We start from the raw sequence: 23,268 nt of genomic DNA on the forward strand, positions 1-23,268 counted from the left end.
ATACGCTAAAACACTCATAATCAATTTAAAATAATCCGTTATATTTGTTAATACATAACGATAATTAAAATGATTTCGATAGATACAGCTATTCAATTACTAAAAAACAGCGTAAAACCACTTTTATTAAAAACCACAAAAACCATTGAAAAAGCTGGTGGATATTTTTTATATGAAGACCTATATTCACCAATAAACATGCCCCCTTTTAGGCAATCGGCTATGGATGGTTATGCCTTATGCTTGCATGACGATTTAACATATAATTTAATTGATGAAGTAAAAGCGGGCGATGCGCATCAACCCATTTTAAAAAAAGGGGAAGCCGTAAGGATTTTTACGGGCGCAGCAGTCCCCAATACGGCAGATGCGGTAATGATGCAGGAAAAAGTGAAGGTTGTTGACAATAAGATTGTGATTGAACATCGCATAAACAAAGAGCACAATATCCGCCCTTTAGGCGAACAAGTAAAAACAGGCGATTTAGCTTTAAAAAAGGGCACCAAATTAACACCTGCAGCCATTGGATACTTAAGTTCGTTAGGCATTAAAAACGTTTCGGTATTTAAAAAACCTTCGATCGCTATTATTGCCACAGGAAACGAATTGATTGAGGCCGTACAAGATTTACCCTTCGGGAAAATTTACGAAAGCAATTCCAAAATGTTGCTCGCGGCACTTTACAGCTTAAAATTTTACGATGTTAACATTCATAAAGTTGCAGATGATTATGAAAAAACGGTAACAAAACTAAACACCGTTATAAATGACCACGATTTAGTACTAATAACCGGAGGTATTTCGGTGGGCGATTACGATTTTGTTGGAAAGGCGTTAAAGAAATTACAAGTAAAAGAAATCTTTTATAAAGTAAATCAGAAACCCGGTAAGCCTTTGTTCTTCGGAAAAAAAGAGGACACAAGCATTTTCGCCCTACCCGGAAATCCCGCAGCGGCACTTACTTGTTTTTATGTTTATGTCTTTATCGCCTTACAAAATATGATGAATCGGGATGCCGCTGAATTGCCTCGAATAAAGGCAAAATCCATTTCAGATTTTAACAAAAAAGGCGACCGTCCTCAATTTCTAAAAGCGGTTTATAACGATGGAAAAGTTGAAATTTTAGAAGGCCAAAGTTCTGCCATGCAACACACGTTTGCCGTGTCGAATGCATTGGTTTTTGCTTCAGAAGAGGTTACCAAAATTAATATGAACGATACCGTTGAAACCATTTTATTACCCGTATAAATATGAGTTATAGTATTAAAAGCAGAATCTGGATCGAATCAAAAAACAAAGTGTTTTTAGGCGAAGGGCGCGTGCAATTACTTAAAGCCATCGATGAAACGGGGTCGCTTTCAAAAGCTGCAAAATCTTTAAATATATCCTATAAAAAAGCTTGGGGTCTTATTGATTCGGTTAACAAATCAGCTAAACAACCAGTAACCATAAATAGCATTGGCGGAAAAGGCGGCGGCGGTGCAGAACTTACCGATTACGGAAAAACTTTGGTTAACGCCTTTGACAACATCAATAAAAACTGCTGGGAATTTTTAGACACGCAACTCGAAAAAATAAAAGAATTATGATTAGAGAGTACTTAAAGTGTGCTAAAGTTTTAAGTACTTAAAGTTTAATACAAATACCAATAATCTAACAACTATGAAACATAAAATTTTAACCATTCATAACTTTAAATACTTTAGACACTTATAACTTTAGGCACTTCTTTATGTTACAAACCGAAAACATATATATTTTCCTTTTAATACTTCCCATCGTATCGTTCCTTTACGCTAGCGTTGGTCACGGTGGCGCAAGCGGTTATTTGGCTTTAATGGCACTGTTTTCGTTTGCCCCGGAAACCATGAAACCCACTGCCCTATTGCTCAATTTATTCGTTGCCGGTATTTCATTTTACTATTATTATAAGGAAGGCTATTTTAACAGAAAGCTGTTTTTATCGTTCGCCATAACCTCAATTCCATTGGCTTTTTTGGGAGGCACGATTGAAGTTGATGCTACACTTTACAAAAAAATATTAGCAATTTTATTGGTGTTTGCCATTTTAAAAATGTTGAATGTTTTCAGAAAAGAAAGCAACAACATTAAAGATATTAAACTATGGCAAGGGTTGGTAGTTGGTGCCATCATTGGTTTCTTTTCGGGACTTATCGGTATTGGCGGAGGCATTATTTTAACGCCCATAATTTTGCTTTTACATTGGGGCAAAATGAAGGAGGCCGCCGCAGTTTCGGCTTTGTTTATTTGGGTAAATTCCGCTTCCGGACTTATCGGGCAATTAAGTAGCGGCGTAACTTTAGAAAAAGAATCGTTTTTATTAGTGGGCATTGCACTTATTGGTGGTGTTTTGGGCGGTTACTATGGCAGTAAAAAAATCAACAATCAAAAGCTTCGATATATTTTGGCTTTTGTTCTCGTAATTGCAAGCGCTAAATTATTTTTCGCATAAAATGATAAACAAAAAAGACATAACAGGAATTATTTTAGCAGGCGGAAAAAGCTCGCGAATGGGAACGGACAAAGGGTTTTTAATGCTGGATAACAAACCATTTATTCAATATAGCATTCAGGCCTTAAAACCTTTGGTTTCTGAAATCATGATAGTTTCAGATAATTCAAATTATGATGTATTCGGATTGAAACGCGTAAACGACATCAAAAAAAACGCAGGTCCAATGGCGGGGATTTACTCTGGATTAGAAGCTTCATCAACCGATTACAATTTGATTTTGAGTTGCGATATTCCGCTGATTTCTTCCGAAGTTCTAAAAAAATTAATTGAAGTTGTCGATGATAATTCTGAAATCATTCAAATTGAAAACCATGGAAAAACAATGCCGTTGATTGCTTTATATAAACGGCACATTAAAGACACATTTAATGGGTTTTTACAGAAAGACGAACGGCGTTTGCGAGTGGCCGTAAAAGCCTGCAAATCTAAAACCATCAGACTAGAAAAAGCGCATGAATTTTCTACCATGAACGTGAATACAAAAGAAGAATTAAAACAAATTGAAAATGCATTTAACCATTAAATATTTCGGACAAATAGCCGAAGTTACCCAAAAAGAAGAAGAATCTTTGGAGTTTTCGGGACAACTTATTTCAGAGCTTTTAAATGTACTTTACTCAAAATATAAGGCATTAAAAAACAAGGATTTTCAAGTGGCGCACAATCAAGAATTGGTTTCCGTTGAAACCGAAATTACAGGAACCGAAATCGCTTTATTACCGCCTTTTGCAGGAGGCTGATTATGAGTAGATACAACAGACATATTATTTTATCCGAAATCGGTCAAACCGGTCAAAACAAAATTTCCAATGCCAAGGTATTGGTAATTGGTGCTGGTGGTTTGGGCTGCCCGGTGCTGCAGTATTTAACCGCTGCGGGTGTGGGCACCATTGGTATTATAGATTTTGATGTGGTTGAATTATCCAACCTGCAACGTCAGGTTTTATTCGGCAAATCATCTTTAGGCAAAAACAAAGCCATGGTTGCAAAACAACGTTTGGAAGATTTAAATGATAGTATTTCAATCATCTCGTACGCGGAAAAATTAACACATCAAAATGCCATTAACCTATTTAATCAATACGACATTATTGTTGATGGCACCGATAATTTTGAAACCCGTTATTTAGTAAATGATGCGTGTATAATTACCAATAAACCTTTAGTTTTTGGTGCTATTTATAAATTTGAAGGGCAGGTTTCTGTTTTTAATTACAACAACGGACCAAGTTACCGTTGCCTGTTTCCAAATCCGCCTAAAAAAGATGCAGTTCCAAATTGTTCGGAAATTGGCGTTTTAGGTGTTCTTCCCGGAATTATCGGCAGTATGGAAGCCAACGAAGTTTTAAAAATCATTTTAAATCTGGGCGACGTACTTTCAGGAAAATTGTTGTGCTATAATGCACAAACATCAAAAACATCCATCTTAAAAATCAATCGAAACGAAAAAAGTATCAATTCGGTTTTAAACAACAAAGAAAATTTTCATAAAAAGGAAATGGATTTTAATTGTAAAATTGAAGTTGAAGAAGTTTCAATCACCTCCATTTTATCCAAAGAAAACATTCAATTTATCGATGTTAGGGAAGCAAACGAACAACCAAAAGTTGAAAATTTAGAAGTAACATACATGCCGTTGAGCGCACTAAAAAACAACATAGATAAAATCGATTTGAAAAAAGAAAAGTATCTGTTTTGTCAATCGGGAATCCGCAGTAAAAAAGCAGTTTCTATTTTAAAAGCATTAAAAATTGAAAACTGTTTTAGTTTGAAAGAAGGTGCTTTCGATATAATTAAACATATAAAAGAACAACATAAAATTTCATTATAATGAAAGATAAAAAACCCAAAAGCGTATTTAAACAGGGTGCGATTTCCTCAGAATTTATAGGAGATTCCATCGCCAAACACCAAACCAAAACCAGCATTGGCGCACACAATATTTTCTTAGGTCAAGTCCGCGCTGATGTTATAAACGATAAAACCGTTTCGGCAATTGAATATACAGCTTACGAGGATATGGCAAATCAAAAATTCCACGACATTCGCGAAGCCACTTTCGATAAATTCGAACTAACGTGTATGCATATTTACCACAGTTTGGGCAAGGTAAAAGCAGGCGAAATTTGCTTGTTTGTTTTTGTATCATCACCAAAACGAAAAATAGTTTTTGAAGCTTTAGAATATATTGTTGAAGCCATAAAAGCCGACGTTCCCGTTTTTGGAAAAGAAATTTTTGAAGACGAATCGCATCAATGGAAAATTAACACTTAAAAAGTCTCTATTTTTCTAATCTAAAAAATTATAAATGTTTAATTCTAATAGACTTCATTTAAAAGAAATTAAAAAGAACACGTTAATATTTGGCATCAAAAAAAATACAAATCGAGACCAAATAATTAATACTTCTGCAATCTATGAGATTTGTGATTCTGTATTAGGCAAAAACACTAATTCAATTGATTTGATTTTTAAAACTAAAAATGAAGATATTTTGGTAGACATGACTTCTGATTGGAATTTAGTAGTAGAATTTGGAAAAAGAAATAACATTAAAATTATTAGAAAATGGGAATGTGAAAGTGCCCAAAGTATTGTTATTAATAATCCAAAATAAAAAACCAAACAATAAAATGGTAGATATTACACATAAAAATACAACATTACGAATAGCAACCGCTCAAGCCATTGTAAAAGTGAGCAAACCAGACACTATTGAAGCCATTAAAAACGACACCGTACCAAAAGGCAATGTATTTGCCATGAGCAAAGCTGCGGGATTGTTGGGCGTAAAAAAAACACCCGATATTTTACCCGATTGCCATCCGCTGCCCATTGAACACACTGGAATTGATTTTGAAATTAACGACTTAGAAATAATCGTAACCTGCACCATTAAAACCATATATAAAACTGGTGTTGAAGTTGAAGCCATGCATGGTGCCAGCGTTGTGGCATTGAACATGTACGATATGCTGAAACCCATCGATAAAGGCATCGAGATACACGCCATAAAATTATTGAAGAAAAAAGGCGGCAAATCCAGTTATAAAAACCGATTTACAACACCGTTAAACGCTGCTGTTATTGTGTGTTCGGATTCTATTTCCAATGGTCAAAAAGAAGATAAAGCCGGAAAAGCCATTATTGAAAAGTTGAAAGCTTGCGATGTTAAGATTGAAGATTATATCATTATTCCAGACGAAAAAGACCTCATTCAAACCAAAGCAAAACATTATGAAAATCTGGGGGTAAATTTGATTATTTACACGGGCGGCACCGGATTGTCGGCACGCGATGTAACGCCCGAAGCCTTAATACCTTTGTTGGACAGACGCATTTTAGGCATTGAAGAAGCCATTAGAAATTACGGCCAAAACCGCATGCCATACGCCATGTTATCAAGAAGTGTGGCGGGCACCATAAACAATACGCTGGTACTCGCTTTACCGGGTTCAACCAACGGTGCAAAGGAATCTATGGATGCTATTTTCCCGTCGGTTTTACATGTATTTGGGATTTTGAAAGGTGCAAGACACGATTAATTTATAATGAAAAATGAATAGGTAAAAATGGACACTAATAAAAATATATTACAAGATTTACACGGTAGAGACCACACCTATTTACGTATTTCGCTAATTGAACGCTGCAATTTACGCTGTTCGTATTGCATGCCCGAAGAAGGCGTACAACTATCGCCTAAAAGTCATTTAATGACTTACGAAGAGATTTACGACATCGCAAAAACCTTTGTGAAACATGGGGTTACAAAAATTAGATTAACGGGTGGCGAACCTTTTATTAGAAAAGACATCCCTATTATTTTAGAGAAATTGGCAACACTCCCTGTGGAATTGTCTATCACTTCAAACGCCGTTATTATCGATAAGTTTATTGATGTGTTGAAGCTTAATGGTGTAAAAAACATCAACGTGAGTTTAGATTCTTTAAATGAAGAAAAGTTTAAACACATAACACGCCGTAATGAATTTAAAAAAGTTTACAACAATATTTTATTATTGATAAAAGAAGGTTTTAAGGTTAAATTGAATGCGGTTTTAATGAAAGGAATTAATGATAACGAAATCATCGATTTTATCAAGTTTACAAAAGATTTACCTATCTCCGTTCGGTTTATAGAGTTTATGCCTTTTGATGGCAACAAATGGGACATCAGCAAAATGGTATCCTATAAAGAAGTGATGAAATATGTACACACGTCTTTTTCCGAAGAAAACATGGTGCGTTTAAAAGATGCCCCAAACGACACCTCAAAAAACTATAAAATAAAAGGATACAAAGGTAGTTTTGCTATAATAAGCTCAGTAACCAATCCGTTTTGCGATTCTTGTAACAGACTGCGTTTAACGGCCAATGGGCAACTTAAAAACTGTTTATTTTCTTCTACCGAATCTGATTTGTTAACCACACTTCGAGTAGGCAATTCTATTGAACCTATCATTCAAAAAGCAGTGCAAGCAAAGCTTAAAATACGTGGTGGCATGAATACTTTGGAAAAACTTCAAGAACCCAAATTGCATAATAACAATAGAAGTATGATTACTATTGGCGGTTAAAATTATTGAGCAATAGCTTCATTTATTAGCTTTAAATTTTTATCAGAAAACTGGAGTTTTAATGCTTCATTTCTACCTTTATCAGACATTTTTTTCCAGGTCTTTTTAAGAATGTCTATCACTTTATTGGCGTCGTGTTTTTCCGAAAATTCTTCAAAATAATAATCCAAAAAAACGAGGCAAACCACATCTTCCAAAATTTGAGACTCTTTATTTTTCTTTATGAGTTTTTTGGTGATTAAAGACTTAATTCGGTTGATAAATTCATAATCATAACCCACTTGTTTTAAAATAGTTGCGATAATTTCTGAATGCATTTTCTTGAGGGTTTCTCGCCATTTTAAATACCCAACCCGATCCATTGGGTAGTCATCCCTATTTATTTTCCAACGGCAAATATGTTGTGCTCTCGCCGCAATTTGCAATGCTTTTGATGCATTGGGATTAAACTGCAACAACTTGCGCGTCATGCGTTGCGAGTACAATAATTCTTTTGGATAATCTAAATCGTAAATGCGATACACATTGGGGTCTTCAGAATTTTTTTTATCGATTAATGCTATGGTACTTTCAAATCGTGTTGGTTTCATAAGTTAATAATGCTTATTATTTTTAATTGGCTTCAACGGTAATTATTACACTTTTTGAAGCTGGTGTTTTTGCGGTATGCGCAAAACTATCTAAAGGTACTAAAACATTGGTTTCCGGAAAATAAGTGGCACAACAACTTTTAGGAATATCGTAACCAATTACCTTAAATTTATTCGCAACTCGGGTAACACCGTTAAATTCAGATTTCAAGTTTACGACTTGCTGTTCTTGCAAACCTCTAATTTTCATATCGTTTCTGTTCATAAAAATGATGCGGCGTTCGTTATAAATGCCTCGATATCTATCATTTAAACCATAAATAGTGGTGTTAAATTGGTCGTGGCTACGAATGGTCATCATAATTAATTCATCATCTTTAAGTTTCCAATTGGGGAGTTTATTGATAGAAAAAAGGGCTTTTCCTGTTTTGGTTTTGAAATCCCTGACACGAGCGCCATTGGGCAAATAAAACCCTGACGGATTTTTTAAGCGTTTGTTATAATTATTAAAACCGTCAACAACTTCTTGAATATCGTCGCGCACCAATTTATAATCATCTGTATATTTTAACCAATCGATTTTGCTTCGTTGCTTTAAAGTTGCTTGCGCAATACCACAAACTACGGCAACTTCGCTTAACAATGTATTGGAGCAGGGTTCTAAAATTCCTTTTGTCGAGGATACTACACCCATAGAATTCTCGACACTCTGGGTTTGAACACCCGTTTTTTGATAGTCTTTTTCCGAGCGGCCCAAACAAGGCAAAATGAGCGCTTCTTTTCCGGTTACCAAATGCGAACGATTCAGCTTTGTACTTACATGAACGGTTAAATTACAGTTCGCCAAAGCTTGTGCCGCGTAATTGGTATCGGGCACTGCCGAGATAAAATTTCCGCCCAAACCAAAAAACACTTTTGCTTTTTTTTCATACATGGCTTTAATAGCATCGATTACCGAATAGCCGTGTTTTGTGGTGGGTTTAAACCCGTATTTGGCTTCAATTTTATCTAAAAAAGCTTGAGGCGCCGATTCCCAAATACCTACGGTTCTATCGCCTTGCACATTGGAATGCCCACGTACCGGACAAGTGCCTGCCCCTTCTTTTCCTATACTTCCTTTTAACAACAAAAGGTTAACAAGTTCCCGGATATTATCAACGGCATTTTCATGCTGGGTTAAGCCCATGGCCCAACAAATAATTATCTTATCGTTGTTCAATATAAGATTGAAAACCTCATCAAAAACAGCTTTTGTAATTCCCGATGCTTTCAAACAGGCATCAAAATCGTATGTTTTCAAATCGGCAATAAAAGCGTCGTAACCATCGGTAAATTCTTCAATAAAAGTTTTATCAAAAACATTAGCGTTTTGCTCTTCCTCTTCCAACAGTTTAAGCAACAAGGCTTTTATAAAAGCCACATCGCCATTAATTCTAATCGGCACAAAAACATCGGCTATACTCGTGCCGCCAGTTAATAATTTTATGGGGTTCTGCGGATTTGTAAACTTTATTAACCCCGCTTCGGGCAACGGATTAACAGCTATAATTTTACCGCCGTTTTTTTTACATTTTTCTAAAGCGGTTAACATTCTAGGGTGGTTGGTGCCTGGGTTTTGGCCAATAACCATAACCACTTCGGCTTTATACAAATCGTTTAAAGTTACCGAACCTTTACCAATACCCAAAGTTTCAGATAGTGCGCTACCGCTTGCTTCGTGACACATATTGGAGCAGTCTGGTAAATTGGCCGTACCAAATTCGCGCACAAATAATTGATACAAAAATGCCGCTTCGTTTGTAGTTCTGCCCGAAGTGTAAAAAACAGCCTCGTCGGGATTTGTTAAGGCGTTTAAATGATTACCAACTTTTTTAAAAGCCTCATCCCACCCAATAGGTTGATAATGTGTTGCGCCTTTTGCCAAAAACATGGGTTCGGACAAACGCCCGGATTTACCGATTTCAAAATCCGATAATTCTGCAAGTGCTTCGACAGAATGATCTTTAAAAAAATCTTCGCCAATGGTTTTATTTTGCGCTTCTTCGGCCATGGCTTTTAGTCCATTTTCGCAGTATTCGCCCAAAGCAGAACGGTCGTCGTCGGGATCTGGCCATGCGCAACCCGGACAATCAAAACCGCCTTTTTGGTTTATTTTAAATGATAATTTTACGGCATCAACAGGATTCATGTATTTTGTAACCTGACCAAAAGCGACTTTTATAGAAGTAAAACCTGCACTATTTTTTGGAGGTTTTTTAGTTTTTAAATCCCAAAATTTTTCTGGCGTGCTGGCTTTATGTTCTGGCGATGCGCTCATTTACTATCAATTTTTTTCTTATAAAGCGATTTGTAATCTGCTTTTAAATCTAAATCTAAATTATCTATTTCAGGTTTTAAAATTTCAACTAATGCATTGTATTTTTTTAAAATATATTTAGCACCAAAATCATCGCTCAAAGTCCGTAGTTCCTCAAAATATATCTTATCAAAAATAACAGGAACACCGCACTTTTTGTTTTTATACGATGTCGCAATTATAGGATGTGTTTTTTTATTAAACGCATCAATCAATTTATTTAGAAATTGGCTATCAATTAAAGGTTGGTCTGCTAAAGTTACTAAAATTCCATCAATATCTTGTTTTGAAGCTACCATACATTCAACGCCAAAAGCTAAGGATTTACCCAAACCTTTTTGCCATTCTTCATTGTTTAAAATAGTTATGTGATGATGTTCTATGTGTTTTTTAATCACATTATAATTGGCGCCCAACACTACCGCAACTTCTTTTACGGGTAATTTTAAAGCAGTCTCAATGGCATTGCCCAATAAAGTGGAATTCCCCCATTTTAGAAGTTGTTTGGGTGTTCCCATGCGTATTGAGGCGCCGGCGGCTAGTATGATGACGGATATGTTTGATGGTTTGTGCAAAAGAATTAGTTACGAGGTATGAATAGGCCCCGTTTTCTTACTTAAATATACAGGTTCTTCTTGTCTGATAACACATAAAATCTCAGAAATTATGGAAATGGCTATTTCCTGTGGCGTTTCGGAACCGATGTTTAAACCTGCTGGCCCATGGATTTTATCTAAAAACTCATTTTCTGCATTCGGGCAATATTCAATAAATTGAGAGAGCAAATCTTCTCGCCGTTTTGTTGGTCCCAATACACCAATATAATTTGGATTGGTGTTTTTTAATGCGACTAAATACCTTAAATCGGTCGCGAAATTATGGGTCATTAGCACAATGGCGGTTTGGTTGTCTATTAATTTAACATCCATTTGCTCTGGGGAAATAGCAGAAAAACCATGCGCACCCGGAAAATCTGAAATCGATTTGGCTTCTGATGCTCCTGAAACAATGGTTACTTCCCAACCCGTTAAAGCGGCATATTTACAGAGTTGCACCGCATCGTGTTCGGCACCAATAATTATTAATTTAAAACAGGGTGGCATCTTTTGATAAAAGGTTGAACCCGATTTATTTTGGTTTTCTAAATTATTCCCGGAAACTGAAAACGACTTATTATTGATTTTTATTTGAGTGCCAATTCCTGAAAAAACACCTTCCTTTTTTTCAAAATAAGATTGTATTTCGAAGGCATTTCTGTCTTTCAAACAATTTTGAAAAGCATTTATAAAAGGTTTATTGGGGTTGAATATTTCTAATAAAATATACAAAACGCCTTCGCACCCTAAACGGTATCTGCCGTCGTAAGTCATCATTTTAGCTGTACCTGTTTTAAAAACGGTTTCCGATTGTAATAGGATTTCTTTTTCAACACATCCGCCGCTTACGGCACCAATCATTTTTCCGTTTTCAAGAATAAGCATCCTTACGCCTGGTCTTCTGTAGGATGAGCCATCCAATGCTACAACGGATGCCAAAACAGATTTTAGGCCTTTTGATTTTGCGGATGAGGCTTCTTCTACTATTTCCTTAAATTCGTGTGTCACTATCCTATTACTTTTTTAGAAACAATGTTACTAATAAATGGTTGCTTATAAAACCGTTTCCCCGTGGCTCGATAAAGTGCATTTGCCATGGCTGCAACAGCTGGCGGAAGCCCAGGTTCGCCCAATCCTGTTGGTGCAATTTCATTTTCAACAAAGAAAACCTCTATATTTTCTGGTGCTTGCGAATGTCGCATTAATTGGTAAGTATCAAAATTTTTTTCGTTAGGGACGCCTTTATCAAAAGTTAATTGACTATACATGGCATGACCGATGCCGTCTATAACACTGCCTTGAACCTGATGTTTAGCGCCATCAGGATTTACAACTATACCACAATCAACAGCGCACCAAACGTTTTTTATTTTTGGTTTTCCGTTTTCTAAAACCACATCTACAACTTCTGCAACATAACTAGAGTGGCAAAAATATGCAGCAACACCACGATAAACGCCTGGTTTTGTTTCGCCCCAATTCGATTTTTCTTTTACTAATTTTAATACGCCAGCATAACGTTCTGGCTCGTAATCGTTCTTTTCGCCTACTGGATTATTAATAGCTCGATTAAACAATTCTAATCTAAAATCTATTGGATCTTTGCCTGCTAATTCTGCAACCTCATCAAGAAATGATTGTTCGGCTCCAGCTGTAAAATGAGATTTTGGAGCTCGCCACGCACCAGTTGTTATGTTGGTTTTTACATTAATTTGTTCTGCTGAATAGTTATCGACCGTACCGGCAGGGAAACGATTTGGAAATATTGCACCTTCTGGCAATCCAGCACCTTTAGCCGTAAAAGCAATTAAATTGTTATTTTCATCTAAACCAGCCTTATAAGTTGATTTGTAAGCTGGACGATAAGTGCCTTGTGTGATATCATCTTCTCTAGTATAAATAAGTTTAACTGGCGCTCCTATTTTCTTTGAAATTGCGGCAGCTTCAACCCCAAAATGAACGTAGAGTCTTCGCCCAAAACCACCACCTATACGCGTCATGTTTACAGTTACATGCTCTATATCAAGATTTAGCAATTTAGAAACCGATTTTTCAAGTGCTTCTGGTGTTTGTGTTGGCCCAATTAGTTCTGCCGAAGTGTTTGTAACATTAGCAAAGAAATTCATAGGCTCCATGGTATTATGAGCCATAAAAGGCGCACTATAACTGCGTTCAATAACTTTTACAGCTTTTTTAAATGCCGCCTCTGGGTTACCATCTACTCTACTATTTTTATTTGCATTGCCAGATAAAAGGGCTTTATCTAAACTATTAATATGAGTTTCAGAGTTCTCCAAATCACTTACAACATCCCAATTAGCTTTTATTGCTTTTTTAGCTTTTATTAATTGCCAAGTAGAATTGCCAACAATGGCTATAAGTTGAAGAAAGCCTTTTTCATCGCACCAAGCTGGTTCTTCAATAGTTATATCGATAATGAATGCATCTTCAACTCCTGGCAAACTTTTAATTTCGGCTTCATTAAAATCTTTTAACTTCATTCCAAAAGCAGGTGGATGCTGAATCATTGCCAATTTCATCCCTTCTCTTTTAAAATCTAATCCAAATAAAGGTGCACCCGTAGCTATTTTTTTACCATCAACATTTTTGATGCTTGTACCAATCAATTTGAAATCTGAAATTTCTTTGAGTTCTACTTCTTCAGGAATTTCAATGCCTACGGCTTTTGATGCTAAGTCTCCATAAGAAATTGTTCTTTCTCCATTTTTCTCTTTAATAACACCTTTTGAAACTGATAAATCTGTAACATTTACCTGCCATTCTTTTGCTGCGGCTTCCAATAACATACGTCTTCCAGTTGCTCCAGCCATTCGTAAAGCATTCCAACTTAATTTTATAGAAAGGCTTCCGCCTGCAAATTGATTTTGATAAAATCCTGTATTTAAAGGTGCTTGCTCAACAACAACATGTTTCCAATCTACATCCAATTCGTCTGCAACAATCATTGGCATTGAAGTTTTAATATTCTGACCAATTTCTGGGTTTGGTGAATAAATAGTTACCATACCTGTATCTCCTATTTTAATATAGCCGTTTATATCAAACCATTCGTTTGGTATGGCTAATTGTTCTATTTTTTTATCTGAAGTGCAACCTGTTAACCAACTAAAACCTATTAACATACCACCACCAGCTGCAGCAGAAACCTTCAAAAATGAACGGCGATTATATTTTGTTTTTATTTTTGTCATGATTTCTGTATTTATAGTTTAGATGCCGTTTTAATCGCTTGTTTTATTCTAACATAAGTGCCACATCTACAAATATTTCCATCCATGACTATATCAATATCTTCATCTGAAGGCGTTGGATTATTTTCTAAAAGTGCAGCAGCCGTCATAATTTGTCCGGACTGACAATAACCACATTGTGGCACATCATGCTCTAACCATGCTTTTTGAACGGGGTGATTGCCATCTTCTGAAAGTCCTTCAATGGTTGTAATATGCATACCTTCGGCCTGCGATATTTGTAGTAAACAGCTTCGGGTAGCAACACCATCAACATGTATGGTACAAGCGCCACATTGCCCAATACCGCAACCATATTTGGTACCTACTAAATCTATTTGATCTCTTAACACCCAAAGTAAAGGGGTATCCATATCTGCCTCGACAGAATGGGTTTTGTTGTTGATTTTTAAGTTGAATGTTGGCATAGTTGTATTATTTAGAAGCATTTATTCTTACTAAAAATACAAAAAAATAATAGCGATGCTAATTGCTAAGATTCTTTTAACACGGATTTAATGAATTCCAAAGCTCGTTTTTCATTATAATACACATTCTTTTTATCGATAAAACCAACATGCCCGCCATGGTTTGGCATTTCCAAATAGAGGTTCGGATTTGTTTTAGCGTCTTTTACTGGGTAACATTCGGGCGATAAAAACGAATCGTTAAGCGCATTGATAATTAAAGTTGGTGTTTTTATTTTTTGAAGAAATTGAAGGCTGCTACTTTTTTCGTAATAATCAAAAGCATCTTTAAAACCATGTGCTTTAGAGGTGTACACGTTATCAAAATCCATTAAAGTTTTGATGGACTTAATATCTTCAACACTCAGATCATCAGGAAATTGCACTTGTTTGTTTTTTAAGCGTTCAACTAAATACTTTTTAAATCTATCGTGAAAGAGTATGTTTTTAAAGGTGTGCAGTTCTTTTGCCGAACCTTTTAAATAACAAGGGACGGAAACGGCAATAGCAGCTTTTATTTGCTTTGGAATGCCATTACCTTCTCCTAAATATTTTAAAATTACATTGCCGCCAAGACTTATGCCTTTTAAATAAATTTTGGAGTGTTTTTTTGTAGAAATTATATGCTCAATAATCTCAATTAAATCGTCGGTAGCTCCAGAATGGTAACTTCTGTATTTTAAATTGGTTTCTCCGCTACACCCTCTAAAGTTTACGCAAACGGCATCAACGTTATTGTTATTAAAAAGTTTTGCGGCACCTGTAATGTAAGGGCGTTGCGCATTACCTTCTAAACCGTGCAATAAAATGATAAGCTCATTTGTCTTTCCTTTTGAAAAACTCCAATCTAAATCTATAAAATCGCCATCGTTTAAAGTGAAGCGCTCGCGTTTTTGATTAACGCCATTTACACGTCTGAATAATCCCGAATATACGGTTGAGATAAATCCGTTTTTAAAATAGAATTTTGGTTTGTAAGTGGGTTCTATGATGGGCATATATTTGGTGGACAGTGTCAGTCGCAGTTTTTCAGTTGATACAATATTATTTGTTGGTCAAATTAATCAGATTTCCAAAGCTTTAAATTTAAATGTATTTCCATCAAACAAGCCTTTATCGCTTAATTTTAATGATGGAATTACCAACAACGCCATAAACGAGAGTGTCATGTAAGGCGCATTCAATTTACTACCAAGTAGTTTTGCCATTTTGTCGAGTTCGGCATATTGTTTACCAATGGTTTTACCGTCTTTATCGCTCATAATTCCTGCAACGGGAAGCGGTACTATTTTTTCTTCTGAATTTAATACGGCACAAATACCTCCTTTGTTTTCTATGAGTAAATTAACGGCTTTACAAATAGCTTCGTCCGAAACGCCAACAGCAATGATATTATGCGAATCGTGACCCACCGATGATGCAATAGCTCCATCTTTTAATCCGAAGTTTTTTATGAATGCAATGGCTGGTTTTTCATCTTGATAACGGTTAACAACAACCATTTTCAGAATATCTTTTTCAACATTCGAAATTAAATTACCATCTTTAATTAAAGCATTTTCAATAATTTCGTTGGTTACCAATTGCCCTTCCAAAGCTTCGATAACCCGAATTTGTTTTGCCGAAGATTCAAATCTAAAATAAGAAACCTGCTTCTTATTACAATTGAAATTATTCGGTATTTCAAAAGAAATAGATTCAATTAACGATTGGCCTTTATTAAAAACCAGCTCACCATTTATATAAGTTTGAAGCGTTTTAAAATCCTTTAAATCCTCGACCACAATGCAATCCGCAAAGTCGCCTTCTTGCAACAAACCAACATCGAGATTATAATGCACTACAGGATTAATACATGCCGCCTGCAACACTTTAAAAACATCTATGTTTTTAGCCACGGCTCTGGCGCAAAGGTTATTGATGTGGCTTATTATTAAATCGTCTGGATGCTTATCATCGCTACAAAACATCATGTTTTTGTAATGTTTGGGCAACAAATCTATTAAGGCTTCAAAATTTTTGGCGGCACTACCCTCTCTAATTAAAACCTTCATGCCTTTTTGAAGTTTTTCCAATCCTTCATCATAAGTAAAACACTCGTGGTCCGTTGAAATTCCTGCGTTTATATATTTGGTGATTTTGTCGCCTTTTAAACCTGGCGCATGCCCATCAATGGGTTTGTTATATTGTTTTGCCCAAGCTATCTTTTTCATCACTTGGTCGTCATCAAACAAAACACCGGGGTAGTTCATCATTTCTGCCAAATACTTGATGTCTGGATTTTCGAGAAGCGTTTTGATAGCCTCAGAATTTATAACGGCTCCGGCCGATTCGAATGTGGTTGCTGGCACACAGGACGGCGCACCAAAATTGAATTTGAATGGGGTTTGCTTGCCGTTTTCAATCATAAATTCAACGCCTTTTACACCCAAAACATTAGCGATTTCGTGCGGATCGGAAACGGTTGCTACCGTACCGTGAGTTACCGCTAAACGCGCAAATTCGCTTGGAACGAGCATGGAACTTTCTATATGGATATGCGCATCGATAAAACCCGGAAGTATGTAATGGTTAACGTTGTGATTTTTTTCGGTGATGGATATTATCCTTTTGTTTTCAATAACAATTTCACCTTTAAAAATGCGCTTGTTCGGTATATCGACGATGTTGCCCTGTAGTTTCAAATCAATGCTTAATATTTTATGTGACACTTCGACAAGCTCAGTGTGGGATTATAGTTTTTAATTATTCTTTAAGTTTTATTTTTAAAGTAGATTCCCGCCAAAGTTTAACTTGAACGATAGCCGAAATACAGGAGTAAAAAAATTACTGCATTTCTATTTTAATAATATGTTTTGTGTTTTCGGTTACTTTAAATCGATTGTCTGCGCGTTTATTGATTACCCAAACAATCTCATTATTTGAACACAACAACCACACTTTTTCTTTATCTAAAAGTGATAATTTTTCGTCTTTAAAGTATTTGCTTAATTTCTTTTTGCCCTTCATTCCTAAAGGATAAAACACGTCGCCTTCTTCCCATTTTCTGATGGTTAACGGAATTTTTAATTTATCTTTATCAACGTAAATAATATTGTTTCGTTTTTCTGTAATCGCATCAACTTCATCAAAAAATAGAATTCCGAATGAGGTTTCAATTTTTCTGTCTTTTTCTAAAATAGTAATCGGCCCGCTTTCACCTAAATTAATTTCACTTAATAATAAATGCGCTCTGTCTTTTATTAATCGGTGTGTTTTTGAAAAGACTTGCTTTCCAGATTGTGCATCTAATAAATGTAAAATATCATCCCATTGCGTAAAACCGAATTCCTTAAAAGTTTCATACAAATAAGGTTTTGGGTGTGCAAGTTTTTTAAACGCCGAAATCTTAAATTTAACCTCGTTGTTGTCCATATTTTCAATGGCTTTGTTCAAAAAAACATCGACACTTTCGGCAACAATATCAGATGTCCCTTTTAGGTGTTTTAAGGTGTTTTGAAAATTTTTAAGCCATTGCAGATTCACTCCTTTTAAAACAGGAATCACATCGTGCCGTAATTTATTTCGTAAATATTTGGTTGATGCATTACTACTATCCTCTTGCCATTTTAGGTTTTTAGCTTTTGCGTAGGTTTCAATCGCTTCGCGGGAAAAGGGCAATAGCGGTCGCACCAATTTATTGTTAATCGCCGGAATTCCCGTTAAACCTTCTAAACCCGTTCCTCGAGATAGGTTGATGAGAAAAGTTTCCAGATTGTCATCGGCGTGATGTGCTGTTAAAATGTAATCGAAACCTAATTGTTCGGCTAATTCATCAAACCAACTGTAACGCAATTCGCGTGCTGCCATTTGTATGGAAAGCTTATTGTTTTTTGCAAAGGCTTCAGTATCAAAACTTTCAATAAAAACTTCTAAATCTAAATTTTTGGCTAAATCTAAAACGAAGGCTTCATCGGCATCACTTTCACCTCCTCTTAAATTAAAATTGCAATGTGCCAAGGCAATATTTAAATGCAATTGATGGCACAAATGCGCTAAAACCACGCTATCCATTCCGCCAGAAATGGCAACGAGCAACTTGCTTTTATTTAAGAAAGCAAAATCTTTTTTTATATGGGTTTTTAATAGTTTTAGCATGTTTTCAAATATACAACATTGCTCATTTATATACACATGATGTGGGCAGATTACAATGATAAAAATCATGTTTCAAAATTAAGTTTTTTGTAACTTTAAGCTTTAATTATAAAACCAAAAGCTATGTGCGCTACAGATAAACTAAACGATAAAGAGGCTTTAAATGCCTTTAACAAAAAAGTTGTTTCGGCAACACAACATTTGCAAGCTTATATTAAACACCGCTTGTATATAGCAGAATCAAAAGGCATCATTCCAAAAAACATGTATGCCTCAAACGATTTTATAGACGAGGCTATTGCAAAATTTTACGAAGGCGGTTACGATATGGACATGGATGCTTTCGCTATAAAGATCAAGTTGTTCAAAATTGTGGATGCCGATTTAAATGAGTTGTTTGAAAAAGAAGCATTTCATCAACAAACGCTGAGCACAAACGATATTTTAGAAGAAGAATTGGACGGGTTGGAAGAGCATTTTACCGTTGATGAGGATTTTGATTTTATAATGAACGAAGAACTCAACGATATTTCGTACAAACAAGACCACAAACACAAGCATTTGTTTATTTATGACAACGAAAACACCTCGATACAAAATGCGCTTGAAGTTGAAGATATGTCGGCTTTAAACAATAAAAATATTTTAGGTAAATTTTATACTTTATTGCCCTTAAAAGTATCTGAAATTGTAGATTTATTCGTTTTTGGAAGGCTGGATTACGATGAAGTTGCCCAAGTTAAAAACATTGAAGCAAAACGTGTAAAACGCATTTTAAATTTAACCATTGAAAGCTTAAAGGAACGTTTGGGCTAATGCTCTAAAACCGTTCGCATCGCTTTGGCTTTTACCAAACATTCTTCGTATTCGTTTAAAGGTTTGCTTTTTGCAGTAATTGCCCCACCAACGGAAAACGACACATATTTTTTTGTTTGGTTGTACAAAATACTTCGGATAACCACATTAAAGTCGAAATCGCCAATTGGCGAAAAATAACCCACAGCACCAGAATAGAGTCCGCGTTTAGTTTCCTCTAAGTCTTCAATAATTTTCATGGCCGAAATTTTGGGTGCGCCCGTCATGCTACCCATGGGGAATGTGCTTTTTATAACATCAACGGGATGCGTGTGCTGCTCCACCTTTGAAGTTACCGTAGAAATCATTTGATGCACTTGGTCAAAGGTATAAATTTTGCATAATTCTTCAACTTTAACACTGCCTTTTATGGCTGTTTTAGAAAGGTCGTTACGCACCAAATCTACAATCATAATGTTTTCGCTACGTTCTTTTTTGTCTTTTAACAAGGCGTTTTTTAATAGCTCATCTTCTTCAATATTGTCCGAACGCTTCGCTGTTCCTTTTATGGGTTGCGTAATAATGGTATTGCCGTGTTTTCTCAAATAACGCTCGGGAGAAGCCGATAACAAATACTTATCGTGGCATTTTAAATAGGTTGCGAAAGGCGGATTTGAAATGGCATTGAGTTTATTGTACGTTTCCAACGGGTTTATAACGGTGTCTTCGGCATAAAATTCCTGACAAAAATTGGCTTCGTAAATATCGCCACGATGGATGTGGGCGAGCATAGTGTTTATTTTTTCAAAATACTCGTCTTTGTGAATGCGGAGTTTTATTTTGATGTTGTTGCTCTCATTTTGCAGATTGCTACGTCGTTCCTCCTCGCAATGACGGATGTTTTTTAAATCGTCTTCCCATTCATCTTCAACACCTTTTAAATAACGAATTTCAACTTCGCTACCTTTAAAAAGAAATAGCTTTTTAGGCTGGAAAAAATATAAATCGGGGAACGCTAATCCGTCAAAATTATTGGAACTTAAGGCTTCAACATCATTTTTTAAATCGTAGGTTAAATAACCAAAAATCCAATCGTTTACAAGGGTTTGGTACTCTTTTAACTTTTCAAATGCATCATAAAAATCCGTTTGGATACTGGTAAGGGCATCCACCGCTAAAACCGCATCGTAATTGGCATGGTTCTGTTTGTCACCATCGCTTTGGGGATTGGAATCCAACCAAACCACATCGTCAAATTGTTGCGCCCAAACCAATATTTGGTGCTTAAATGTATAGGTGTTTTCTACTTTAAAAATCTTTGTGGTTCTCAACAAAAAAAAAGTTTATGGGGTAAAGTTACTCAGAATACTTAAAAAATTAAGAGTTTTGTAGCATACAAATTATTTTTTTGATGCACGTTTTACAAAACAACAAGCTAAAAATAGCAGTAAAAAATATTGGCGCAGAACTTTGCGACATATCTTCAACACAAAACAAAACCCAATTTATGTGGGATGCCAACCCCAACGTTTGGGGCAGTTACGCACCCAATCTATTCCCTATTATAGGAGCTTTAAAAGATAATAGCTATACTTTTGAAGACAAGAAATTCAGCATGCCAAAACACGGTTTTATAAGGCATAACAACGATATTTTTTTGCACGAACGGACCGAAAACAGTTTAACTTTCGCTCTGTTTTACAACGATGAAACGCTGAAAAATTATCCGTTTAAATTTGAGTTTTACATCACTTATTTACTTGTTGATAATAAGATAGATGTGATTCACCAGATTAAAAATGTGGATGACAAAACCATATATTTCTCTGTTGGCGGGCACCCCGCTTTTAAATGCCCCGTGTTTGAAAATGAAAATTACGAAGATTACAGTTTGGAGTTTGAACACACTGAAACCGCCAAAACGCATTTAATCAATATTAAAAATGGATTGATTTCCTCTGAAACCGAAACCGTTTTAAACAGCTCGAACACCATCAATTTAACCCACGATCTATTTAATAGAGATGCAATCGTTTTTAAAGATTTAAAATCCAGAAAAGTGACTTTAAAAAGTAAGTTAAATGGCGCTATACTTTCGGTGAGCTATCACGATTTTCCGTATTTGGGTATTTGGGCAAAACCAGAGGGCGACTATGTGTGCATTGAACCGTGGTTGGGCGTTGCCGATGGCGAAAACACCAATCAAGATTTTAAAACCAAAGAAGGCATTATTGCATTACTTGCCGGCAAAACTTTTGAAGCCACTTATACTATTGAAATTCATAATAACCATTTAGTCTAAAAAATTAATGGTAGATTTGCAGCTTAAAACAAGATAGTGACTTTTACAGATTTAAACATAAACACACCTTTACACAACGCCTTAAACGATTTAGGGTTTACCACGCCAACGCCCATTCAGGCAGAGGCTTTTAACGTGGTGGCCTCGGGAAAAGATATGGTTGGTATTGCGCAAACCGGTACAGGAAAAACCTTTGCGTACATGCTTCCTATACTTAAAAACCTAAAATTTTCTACCCAAGAAAACCCGCGGGTTTTAATTTTAGTGCCCACGCGCGAATTGGTTGTGCAAGTGGTTGATGAAATTGAAAAGCTCTCAAAATACATTAATAATCGAGTTTTAGGCGTTTACGGTGGCACTAATATTAACACGCAAAAACAAGCAGTTGCCGAAGGTTTGGATATTTTAGTGGCCACTCCGGGGCGTTTGTACGATTTGGCTTTAAGCCGTGTGTTGCAATTAAAATCGATTCAGAAATTAGTGATTGACGAAGTGGATGTCATGCTCGATTTAGGGTTTAGGCATCAGCTTATTAATATTTTTGATATCCTGCCACAACGCCGACAAAACATCATGTTCTCGGCAACCATGACGCAAGATGTTGACGAACTAATTAATGATTTCTTTAAAAGTCCTGAGCGTGTTTCCATAGCCGTTTCGGGAACGCCTTTAGAAAACATTAGCCAAACCCGATATATTGTCCCAAATTTTTATACCAAAGTAAATCTATTGGTTCACTTATTGAATGACACCGAAACCTTCAACAAGGTTTTAGTTTTTGTGGCTTATAAAAAGATGGCAGATCGTTTATTTGAAAAATTAGACGAAATATTCCATGAAGAACTTTGCGTGATTCATTCCAATAAAACACAAAATTACAGATTGCGAAGCATTGAGCAATTTAGGACTGGCGAGAACCGTATTTTAATTGCTACCGACGTGATGGCACGTGGATTGGATATTGATAATGTTAGTCATGTTATAAATTTTGATACGCCCGATTACCCTGAAAATTACATGCATCGAATTGGAAGAACCGGTCGTGCCGAACGCAAAGGTGAAGCCCTTTTGTTTACTACTGAAAAGGAACAGGAGGCTATAGAAAATATCGAGGATTTGATGCAAATGGAAATTCCGGTGCTAAGCATCCCAGATGTTGTTGAAATTTCCAACGAACTTATTGAAGAAGAACGTCCGCATATAAAAGAGCGCAACAACCCAACCAAACGGCTGGACAAAGAAGCTCCTGGGCCAGCATTCCATGAAAAATCTGAAAAGAACTCGAAAGAGAATTTGGGTGGTTCGTATAAATTTAAAATAGCTGCTAAGTACAAAAAGCCAAAAACTCGTGGCGATAAAAATTACAATAAACGCAATAAACGAAAGTAGCCACAGTTTCCTGTTCGCAGTAGTTAAATCTTCGTGCCGTTTTTAAAATTTACCAATATGTGGTTAAATAAAAACAATCTGGTCCGTTTCAATTTTCAAGGGTTTAGTGATTATCAATCCAAGTTTTTCTGATACAATAAAAAACTAGGCAACCAAATGCCATATTGGCATTTAGTTAATCAAAAAACCACCAACAATACTGAATATTTGGCGGTTTTAATAACAATTTTAACAATAATTTTGCATTTTAATGCGATTAATGCATTTTG

At 35.8% G+C, this 23,268-nt stretch carries 23 protein-coding genes; 13 read left to right on the forward strand and 10 right to left on the reverse strand.

Going from position 1 to position 23,268, the window contains the following annotated elements; translation table 11 throughout:
* The first annotated feature begins 69 nt into the window (after positions 1 to 69).
* From ACFSQS_RS03350 to moaA, 10 genes are all read left to right on the forward strand, one after another.
* Complete coding sequence (locus ACFSQS_RS03350; RefSeq protein ID WP_388014082.1) at positions 70 to 1,248, forward strand: molybdopterin molybdotransferase MoeA; 1,179 nt, start codon at positions 70 to 72, stop codon at positions 1,246 to 1,248.
* 2 nt (positions 1,249 to 1,250) lie between these two features.
* Entirely contained in the window at positions 1,251 to 1,589 is a 339-nt protein-coding gene (locus ACFSQS_RS03355; protein WP_388014085.1) for a winged helix-turn-helix domain-containing protein, read from the forward strand.
* A 143-nt stretch (positions 1,590 to 1,732) separates the two neighbouring features.
* On the forward strand, positions 1,733 to 2,473 hold the full coding sequence (locus tag ACFSQS_RS03360; protein ID WP_388014088.1) for a sulfite exporter TauE/SafE family protein: 741 nt from the start codon (positions 1,733 to 1,735) through the stop codon (positions 2,471 to 2,473).
* A 1-nt stretch (position 2,474) separates the two neighbouring features.
* The gene (gene mobA / locus ACFSQS_RS03365) at positions 2,475 to 3,059 is read left to right on the forward strand and encodes a molybdenum cofactor guanylyltransferase (protein WP_388014091.1); all 585 of its coding nucleotides are present in this window, start codon (positions 2,475 to 2,477) and stop codon (positions 3,057 to 3,059) included.
* A complete protein-coding gene (locus ACFSQS_RS03370; RefSeq protein ID WP_388014094.1) occupies positions 3,043 to 3,276 on the forward strand; it encodes a MoaD/ThiS family protein in 234 nt (77 codons plus the stop codon). Before mobA ends, ACFSQS_RS03370 begins: the two co-directional genes overlap by 17 nt.
* A gap of 2 nt (positions 3,277 to 3,278) precedes the next feature.
* Positions 3,279 to 4,367, forward strand: a complete 1,089-nt coding sequence (gene moeB / locus ACFSQS_RS03375) for a molybdopterin-synthase adenylyltransferase MoeB (protein ID WP_388014097.1) — start codon at positions 3,279 to 3,281, stop codon at positions 4,365 to 4,367.
* On the forward strand, positions 4,367 to 4,810 hold the full coding sequence (locus ACFSQS_RS03380; protein WP_388014100.1) for a molybdenum cofactor biosynthesis protein MoaE: 444 nt from the start codon (positions 4,367 to 4,369) through the stop codon (positions 4,808 to 4,810). Before moeB ends, ACFSQS_RS03380 begins: the two co-directional genes overlap by 1 nt.
* A 34-nt stretch (positions 4,811 to 4,844) precedes the next feature.
* A complete protein-coding gene (locus ACFSQS_RS03385) occupies positions 4,845 to 5,153 on the forward strand; it encodes a hypothetical protein (protein WP_388014103.1) in 309 nt (102 codons plus the stop codon).
* A 16-nt stretch (positions 5,154 to 5,169) separates the two neighbouring features.
* Complete coding sequence (gene moaCB, locus ACFSQS_RS03390) at positions 5,170 to 6,081, forward strand: bifunctional molybdenum cofactor biosynthesis protein MoaC/MoaB (RefSeq protein ID WP_388014106.1); 912 nt, start codon at positions 5,170 to 5,172, stop codon at positions 6,079 to 6,081.
* 27 nt (positions 6,082 to 6,108) lie between these two features.
* Positions 6,109 to 7,116, forward strand: a complete 1,008-nt coding sequence (gene moaA, locus ACFSQS_RS03395; RefSeq protein ID WP_388014109.1) for a GTP 3',8-cyclase MoaA — start codon at positions 6,109 to 6,111, stop codon at positions 7,114 to 7,116.
* A 2-nt stretch (positions 7,117 to 7,118) separates the two neighbouring features.
* On the opposite strand, the gene ACFSQS_RS03400 is transcribed toward moaA, so the two are convergent.
* The 9 genes from ACFSQS_RS03400 to tilS form a co-directional block, all read right to left on the reverse strand.
* Positions 7,119 to 7,706, reverse strand: a complete 588-nt coding sequence (locus ACFSQS_RS03400) for a DUF4202 domain-containing protein (protein WP_388014112.1) — start codon at positions 7,704 to 7,706, stop codon at positions 7,119 to 7,121.
* A gap of 22 nt (positions 7,707 to 7,728) precedes the next feature.
* Complete coding sequence (locus ACFSQS_RS03405; protein WP_388014115.1) at positions 7,729 to 10,023, reverse strand: FdhF/YdeP family oxidoreductase; 2,295 nt, start codon at positions 10,021 to 10,023, stop codon at positions 7,729 to 7,731.
* On the reverse strand, positions 10,020 to 10,637 hold the full coding sequence (locus ACFSQS_RS03410; RefSeq protein ID WP_388014118.1) for a nucleotidyltransferase family protein: 618 nt from the start codon (positions 10,635 to 10,637) through the stop codon (positions 10,020 to 10,022). The genes ACFSQS_RS03405 and ACFSQS_RS03410 overlap by 4 nt, the downstream gene beginning before the upstream one ends.
* Positions 10,638 to 10,646: 9 nt before the next feature.
* A complete protein-coding gene (locus ACFSQS_RS03415) occupies positions 10,647 to 11,666 on the reverse strand; it encodes an XdhC family protein (RefSeq protein WP_388014121.1) in 1,020 nt (339 codons plus the stop codon).
* Positions 11,666 to 13,870 (reverse strand): molybdopterin cofactor-binding domain-containing protein, encoded by a 2,205-nt coding sequence (locus ACFSQS_RS03420; RefSeq protein ID WP_388014124.1) that lies wholly within the window; start codon positions 13,868 to 13,870, stop codon positions 11,666 to 11,668. The genes ACFSQS_RS03415 and ACFSQS_RS03420 overlap by 1 nt, the downstream gene beginning before the upstream one ends.
* Before the next feature lie 11 nt (positions 13,871 to 13,881).
* Positions 13,882 to 14,337 (reverse strand): (2Fe-2S)-binding protein, encoded by a 456-nt coding sequence (locus ACFSQS_RS03425; RefSeq protein ID WP_388014127.1) that lies wholly within the window; start codon positions 14,335 to 14,337, stop codon positions 13,882 to 13,884.
* A gap of 65 nt (positions 14,338 to 14,402) precedes the next feature.
* Entirely contained in the window at positions 14,403 to 15,374 is a 972-nt protein-coding gene (locus ACFSQS_RS03430; protein ID WP_388014130.1) for a YheT family hydrolase, read from the reverse strand.
* Between the two features lie 66 nt (positions 15,375 to 15,440).
* Positions 15,441 to 17,060, reverse strand: coding sequence for an adenine deaminase (gene ade / locus ACFSQS_RS03435; RefSeq protein ID WP_388015103.1), 1,620 nt, complete (start codon positions 17,058 to 17,060; stop codon positions 15,441 to 15,443).
* 142 nt (positions 17,061 to 17,202) lie between these two features.
* Positions 17,203 to 18,513 carry a tRNA lysidine(34) synthetase TilS gene (tilS, locus tag ACFSQS_RS03440; RefSeq protein ID WP_388014133.1) on the reverse strand — a complete coding sequence of 437 codons (1,311 nt, stop codon included), beginning with the start codon at positions 18,511 to 18,513 and terminating at the stop codon, positions 17,203 to 17,205.
* Positions 18,514 to 18,636: 123 nt separating this feature from the next.
* Here tilS and ACFSQS_RS03445 point away from each other — a divergent pair, with 123 nt between their 5' ends.
* Positions 18,637 to 19,329, forward strand: a complete 693-nt coding sequence (locus ACFSQS_RS03445; protein WP_388014136.1) for a hypothetical protein — start codon at positions 18,637 to 18,639, stop codon at positions 19,327 to 19,329.
* On the opposite strand, the gene pabB is transcribed toward ACFSQS_RS03445, so the two are convergent.
* Positions 19,326 to 20,639, reverse strand: a complete 1,314-nt coding sequence (pabB, locus tag ACFSQS_RS03450; protein WP_388014139.1) for an aminodeoxychorismate synthase component I — start codon at positions 20,637 to 20,639, stop codon at positions 19,326 to 19,328. The two genes, ACFSQS_RS03445 and pabB, sit on opposite strands and share 4 nt — an antisense overlap.
* Before the next feature lie 80 nt (positions 20,640 to 20,719).
* Here pabB and ACFSQS_RS03455 point away from each other — a divergent pair, with 80 nt between their 5' ends.
* Both ACFSQS_RS03455 and ACFSQS_RS03460 read left to right on the forward strand, forming a co-directional pair.
* On the forward strand, positions 20,720 to 21,610 hold the full coding sequence (locus tag ACFSQS_RS03455; RefSeq protein WP_388014142.1) for an aldose 1-epimerase family protein: 891 nt from the start codon (positions 20,720 to 20,722) through the stop codon (positions 21,608 to 21,610).
* A 36-nt stretch (positions 21,611 to 21,646) separates the two neighbouring features.
* The gene (locus tag ACFSQS_RS03460; protein WP_388014145.1) at positions 21,647 to 22,999 is read left to right on the forward strand and encodes a DEAD/DEAH box helicase; all 1,353 of its coding nucleotides are present in this window, start codon (positions 21,647 to 21,649) and stop codon (positions 22,997 to 22,999) included.
* Positions 23,000 to 23,268 lie beyond the last annotated feature (269 nt).

The sequence above is a fragment of the Gelatiniphilus marinus genome, assembly GCF_042684345.1.
Taxonomy (GTDB): domain Bacteria; phylum Bacteroidota; class Bacteroidia; order Flavobacteriales; family Flavobacteriaceae; genus Gelatiniphilus; species Gelatiniphilus marinus.

Coding starts and splice junctions, on each gene's coding strand:
- ACFSQS_RS03420 (WP_388014124.1), bottom strand. CDS start 13,870: ATGACAAAAATAAAAACAAAATATAATCGCCGTTCATTTTTGAAGGTT.
- ACFSQS_RS03355 (WP_388014085.1), top strand. CDS start 1,251: ATGAGTTATAGTATTAAAAGCAGAATCTGGATCGAATCAAAAAACAAA.
- ACFSQS_RS03405 (WP_388014115.1), bottom strand. CDS start 10,023: ATGAGCGCATCGCCAGAACATAAAGCCAGCACGCCAGAAAAATTTTGG.
- ACFSQS_RS03400 (WP_388014112.1), bottom strand. CDS start 7,706: ATGAAACCAACACGATTTGAAAGTACCATAGCATTAATCGATAAAAAA.
- ACFSQS_RS03445 (WP_388014136.1), top strand. CDS start 18,637: ATGTGCGCTACAGATAAACTAAACGATAAAGAGGCTTTAAATGCCTTT.
- moeB (WP_388014097.1), top strand. CDS start 3,279: ATGAGTAGATACAACAGACATATTATTTTATCCGAAATCGGTCAAACC.
- ACFSQS_RS03425 (WP_388014127.1), bottom strand. CDS start 14,337: ATGCCAACATTCAACTTAAAAATCAACAACAAAACCCATTCTGTCGAG.
- moaA (WP_388014109.1), top strand. CDS start 6,109: ATGGACACTAATAAAAATATATTACAAGATTTACACGGTAGAGACCAC.
- ACFSQS_RS03360 (WP_388014088.1), top strand. CDS start 1,733: ATGTTACAAACCGAAAACATATATATTTTCCTTTTAATACTTCCCATC.
- ACFSQS_RS03350 (WP_388014082.1), top strand. CDS start 70: ATGATTTCGATAGATACAGCTATTCAATTACTAAAAAACAGCGTAAAA.
- ACFSQS_RS03370 (WP_388014094.1), top strand. CDS start 3,043: ATGCATTTAACCATTAAATATTTCGGACAAATAGCCGAAGTTACCCAA.
- ACFSQS_RS03430 (WP_388014130.1), bottom strand. CDS start 15,374: ATGCCCATCATAGAACCCACTTACAAACCAAAATTCTATTTTAAAAAC.
- ACFSQS_RS03380 (WP_388014100.1), top strand. CDS start 4,367: ATGAAAGATAAAAAACCCAAAAGCGTATTTAAACAGGGTGCGATTTCC.
- mobA (WP_388014091.1), top strand. CDS start 2,475: ATGATAAACAAAAAAGACATAACAGGAATTATTTTAGCAGGCGGAAAA.
- ACFSQS_RS03455 (WP_388014142.1), top strand. CDS start 20,720: ATGCACGTTTTACAAAACAACAAGCTAAAAATAGCAGTAAAAAATATT.
- ACFSQS_RS03385 (WP_388014103.1), top strand. CDS start 4,845: ATGTTTAATTCTAATAGACTTCATTTAAAAGAAATTAAAAAGAACACG.
- moaCB (WP_388014106.1), top strand. CDS start 5,170: ATGGTAGATATTACACATAAAAATACAACATTACGAATAGCAACCGCT.
- tilS (WP_388014133.1), bottom strand. CDS start 18,513: ATGCTAAAACTATTAAAAACCCATATAAAAAAAGATTTTGCTTTCTTA.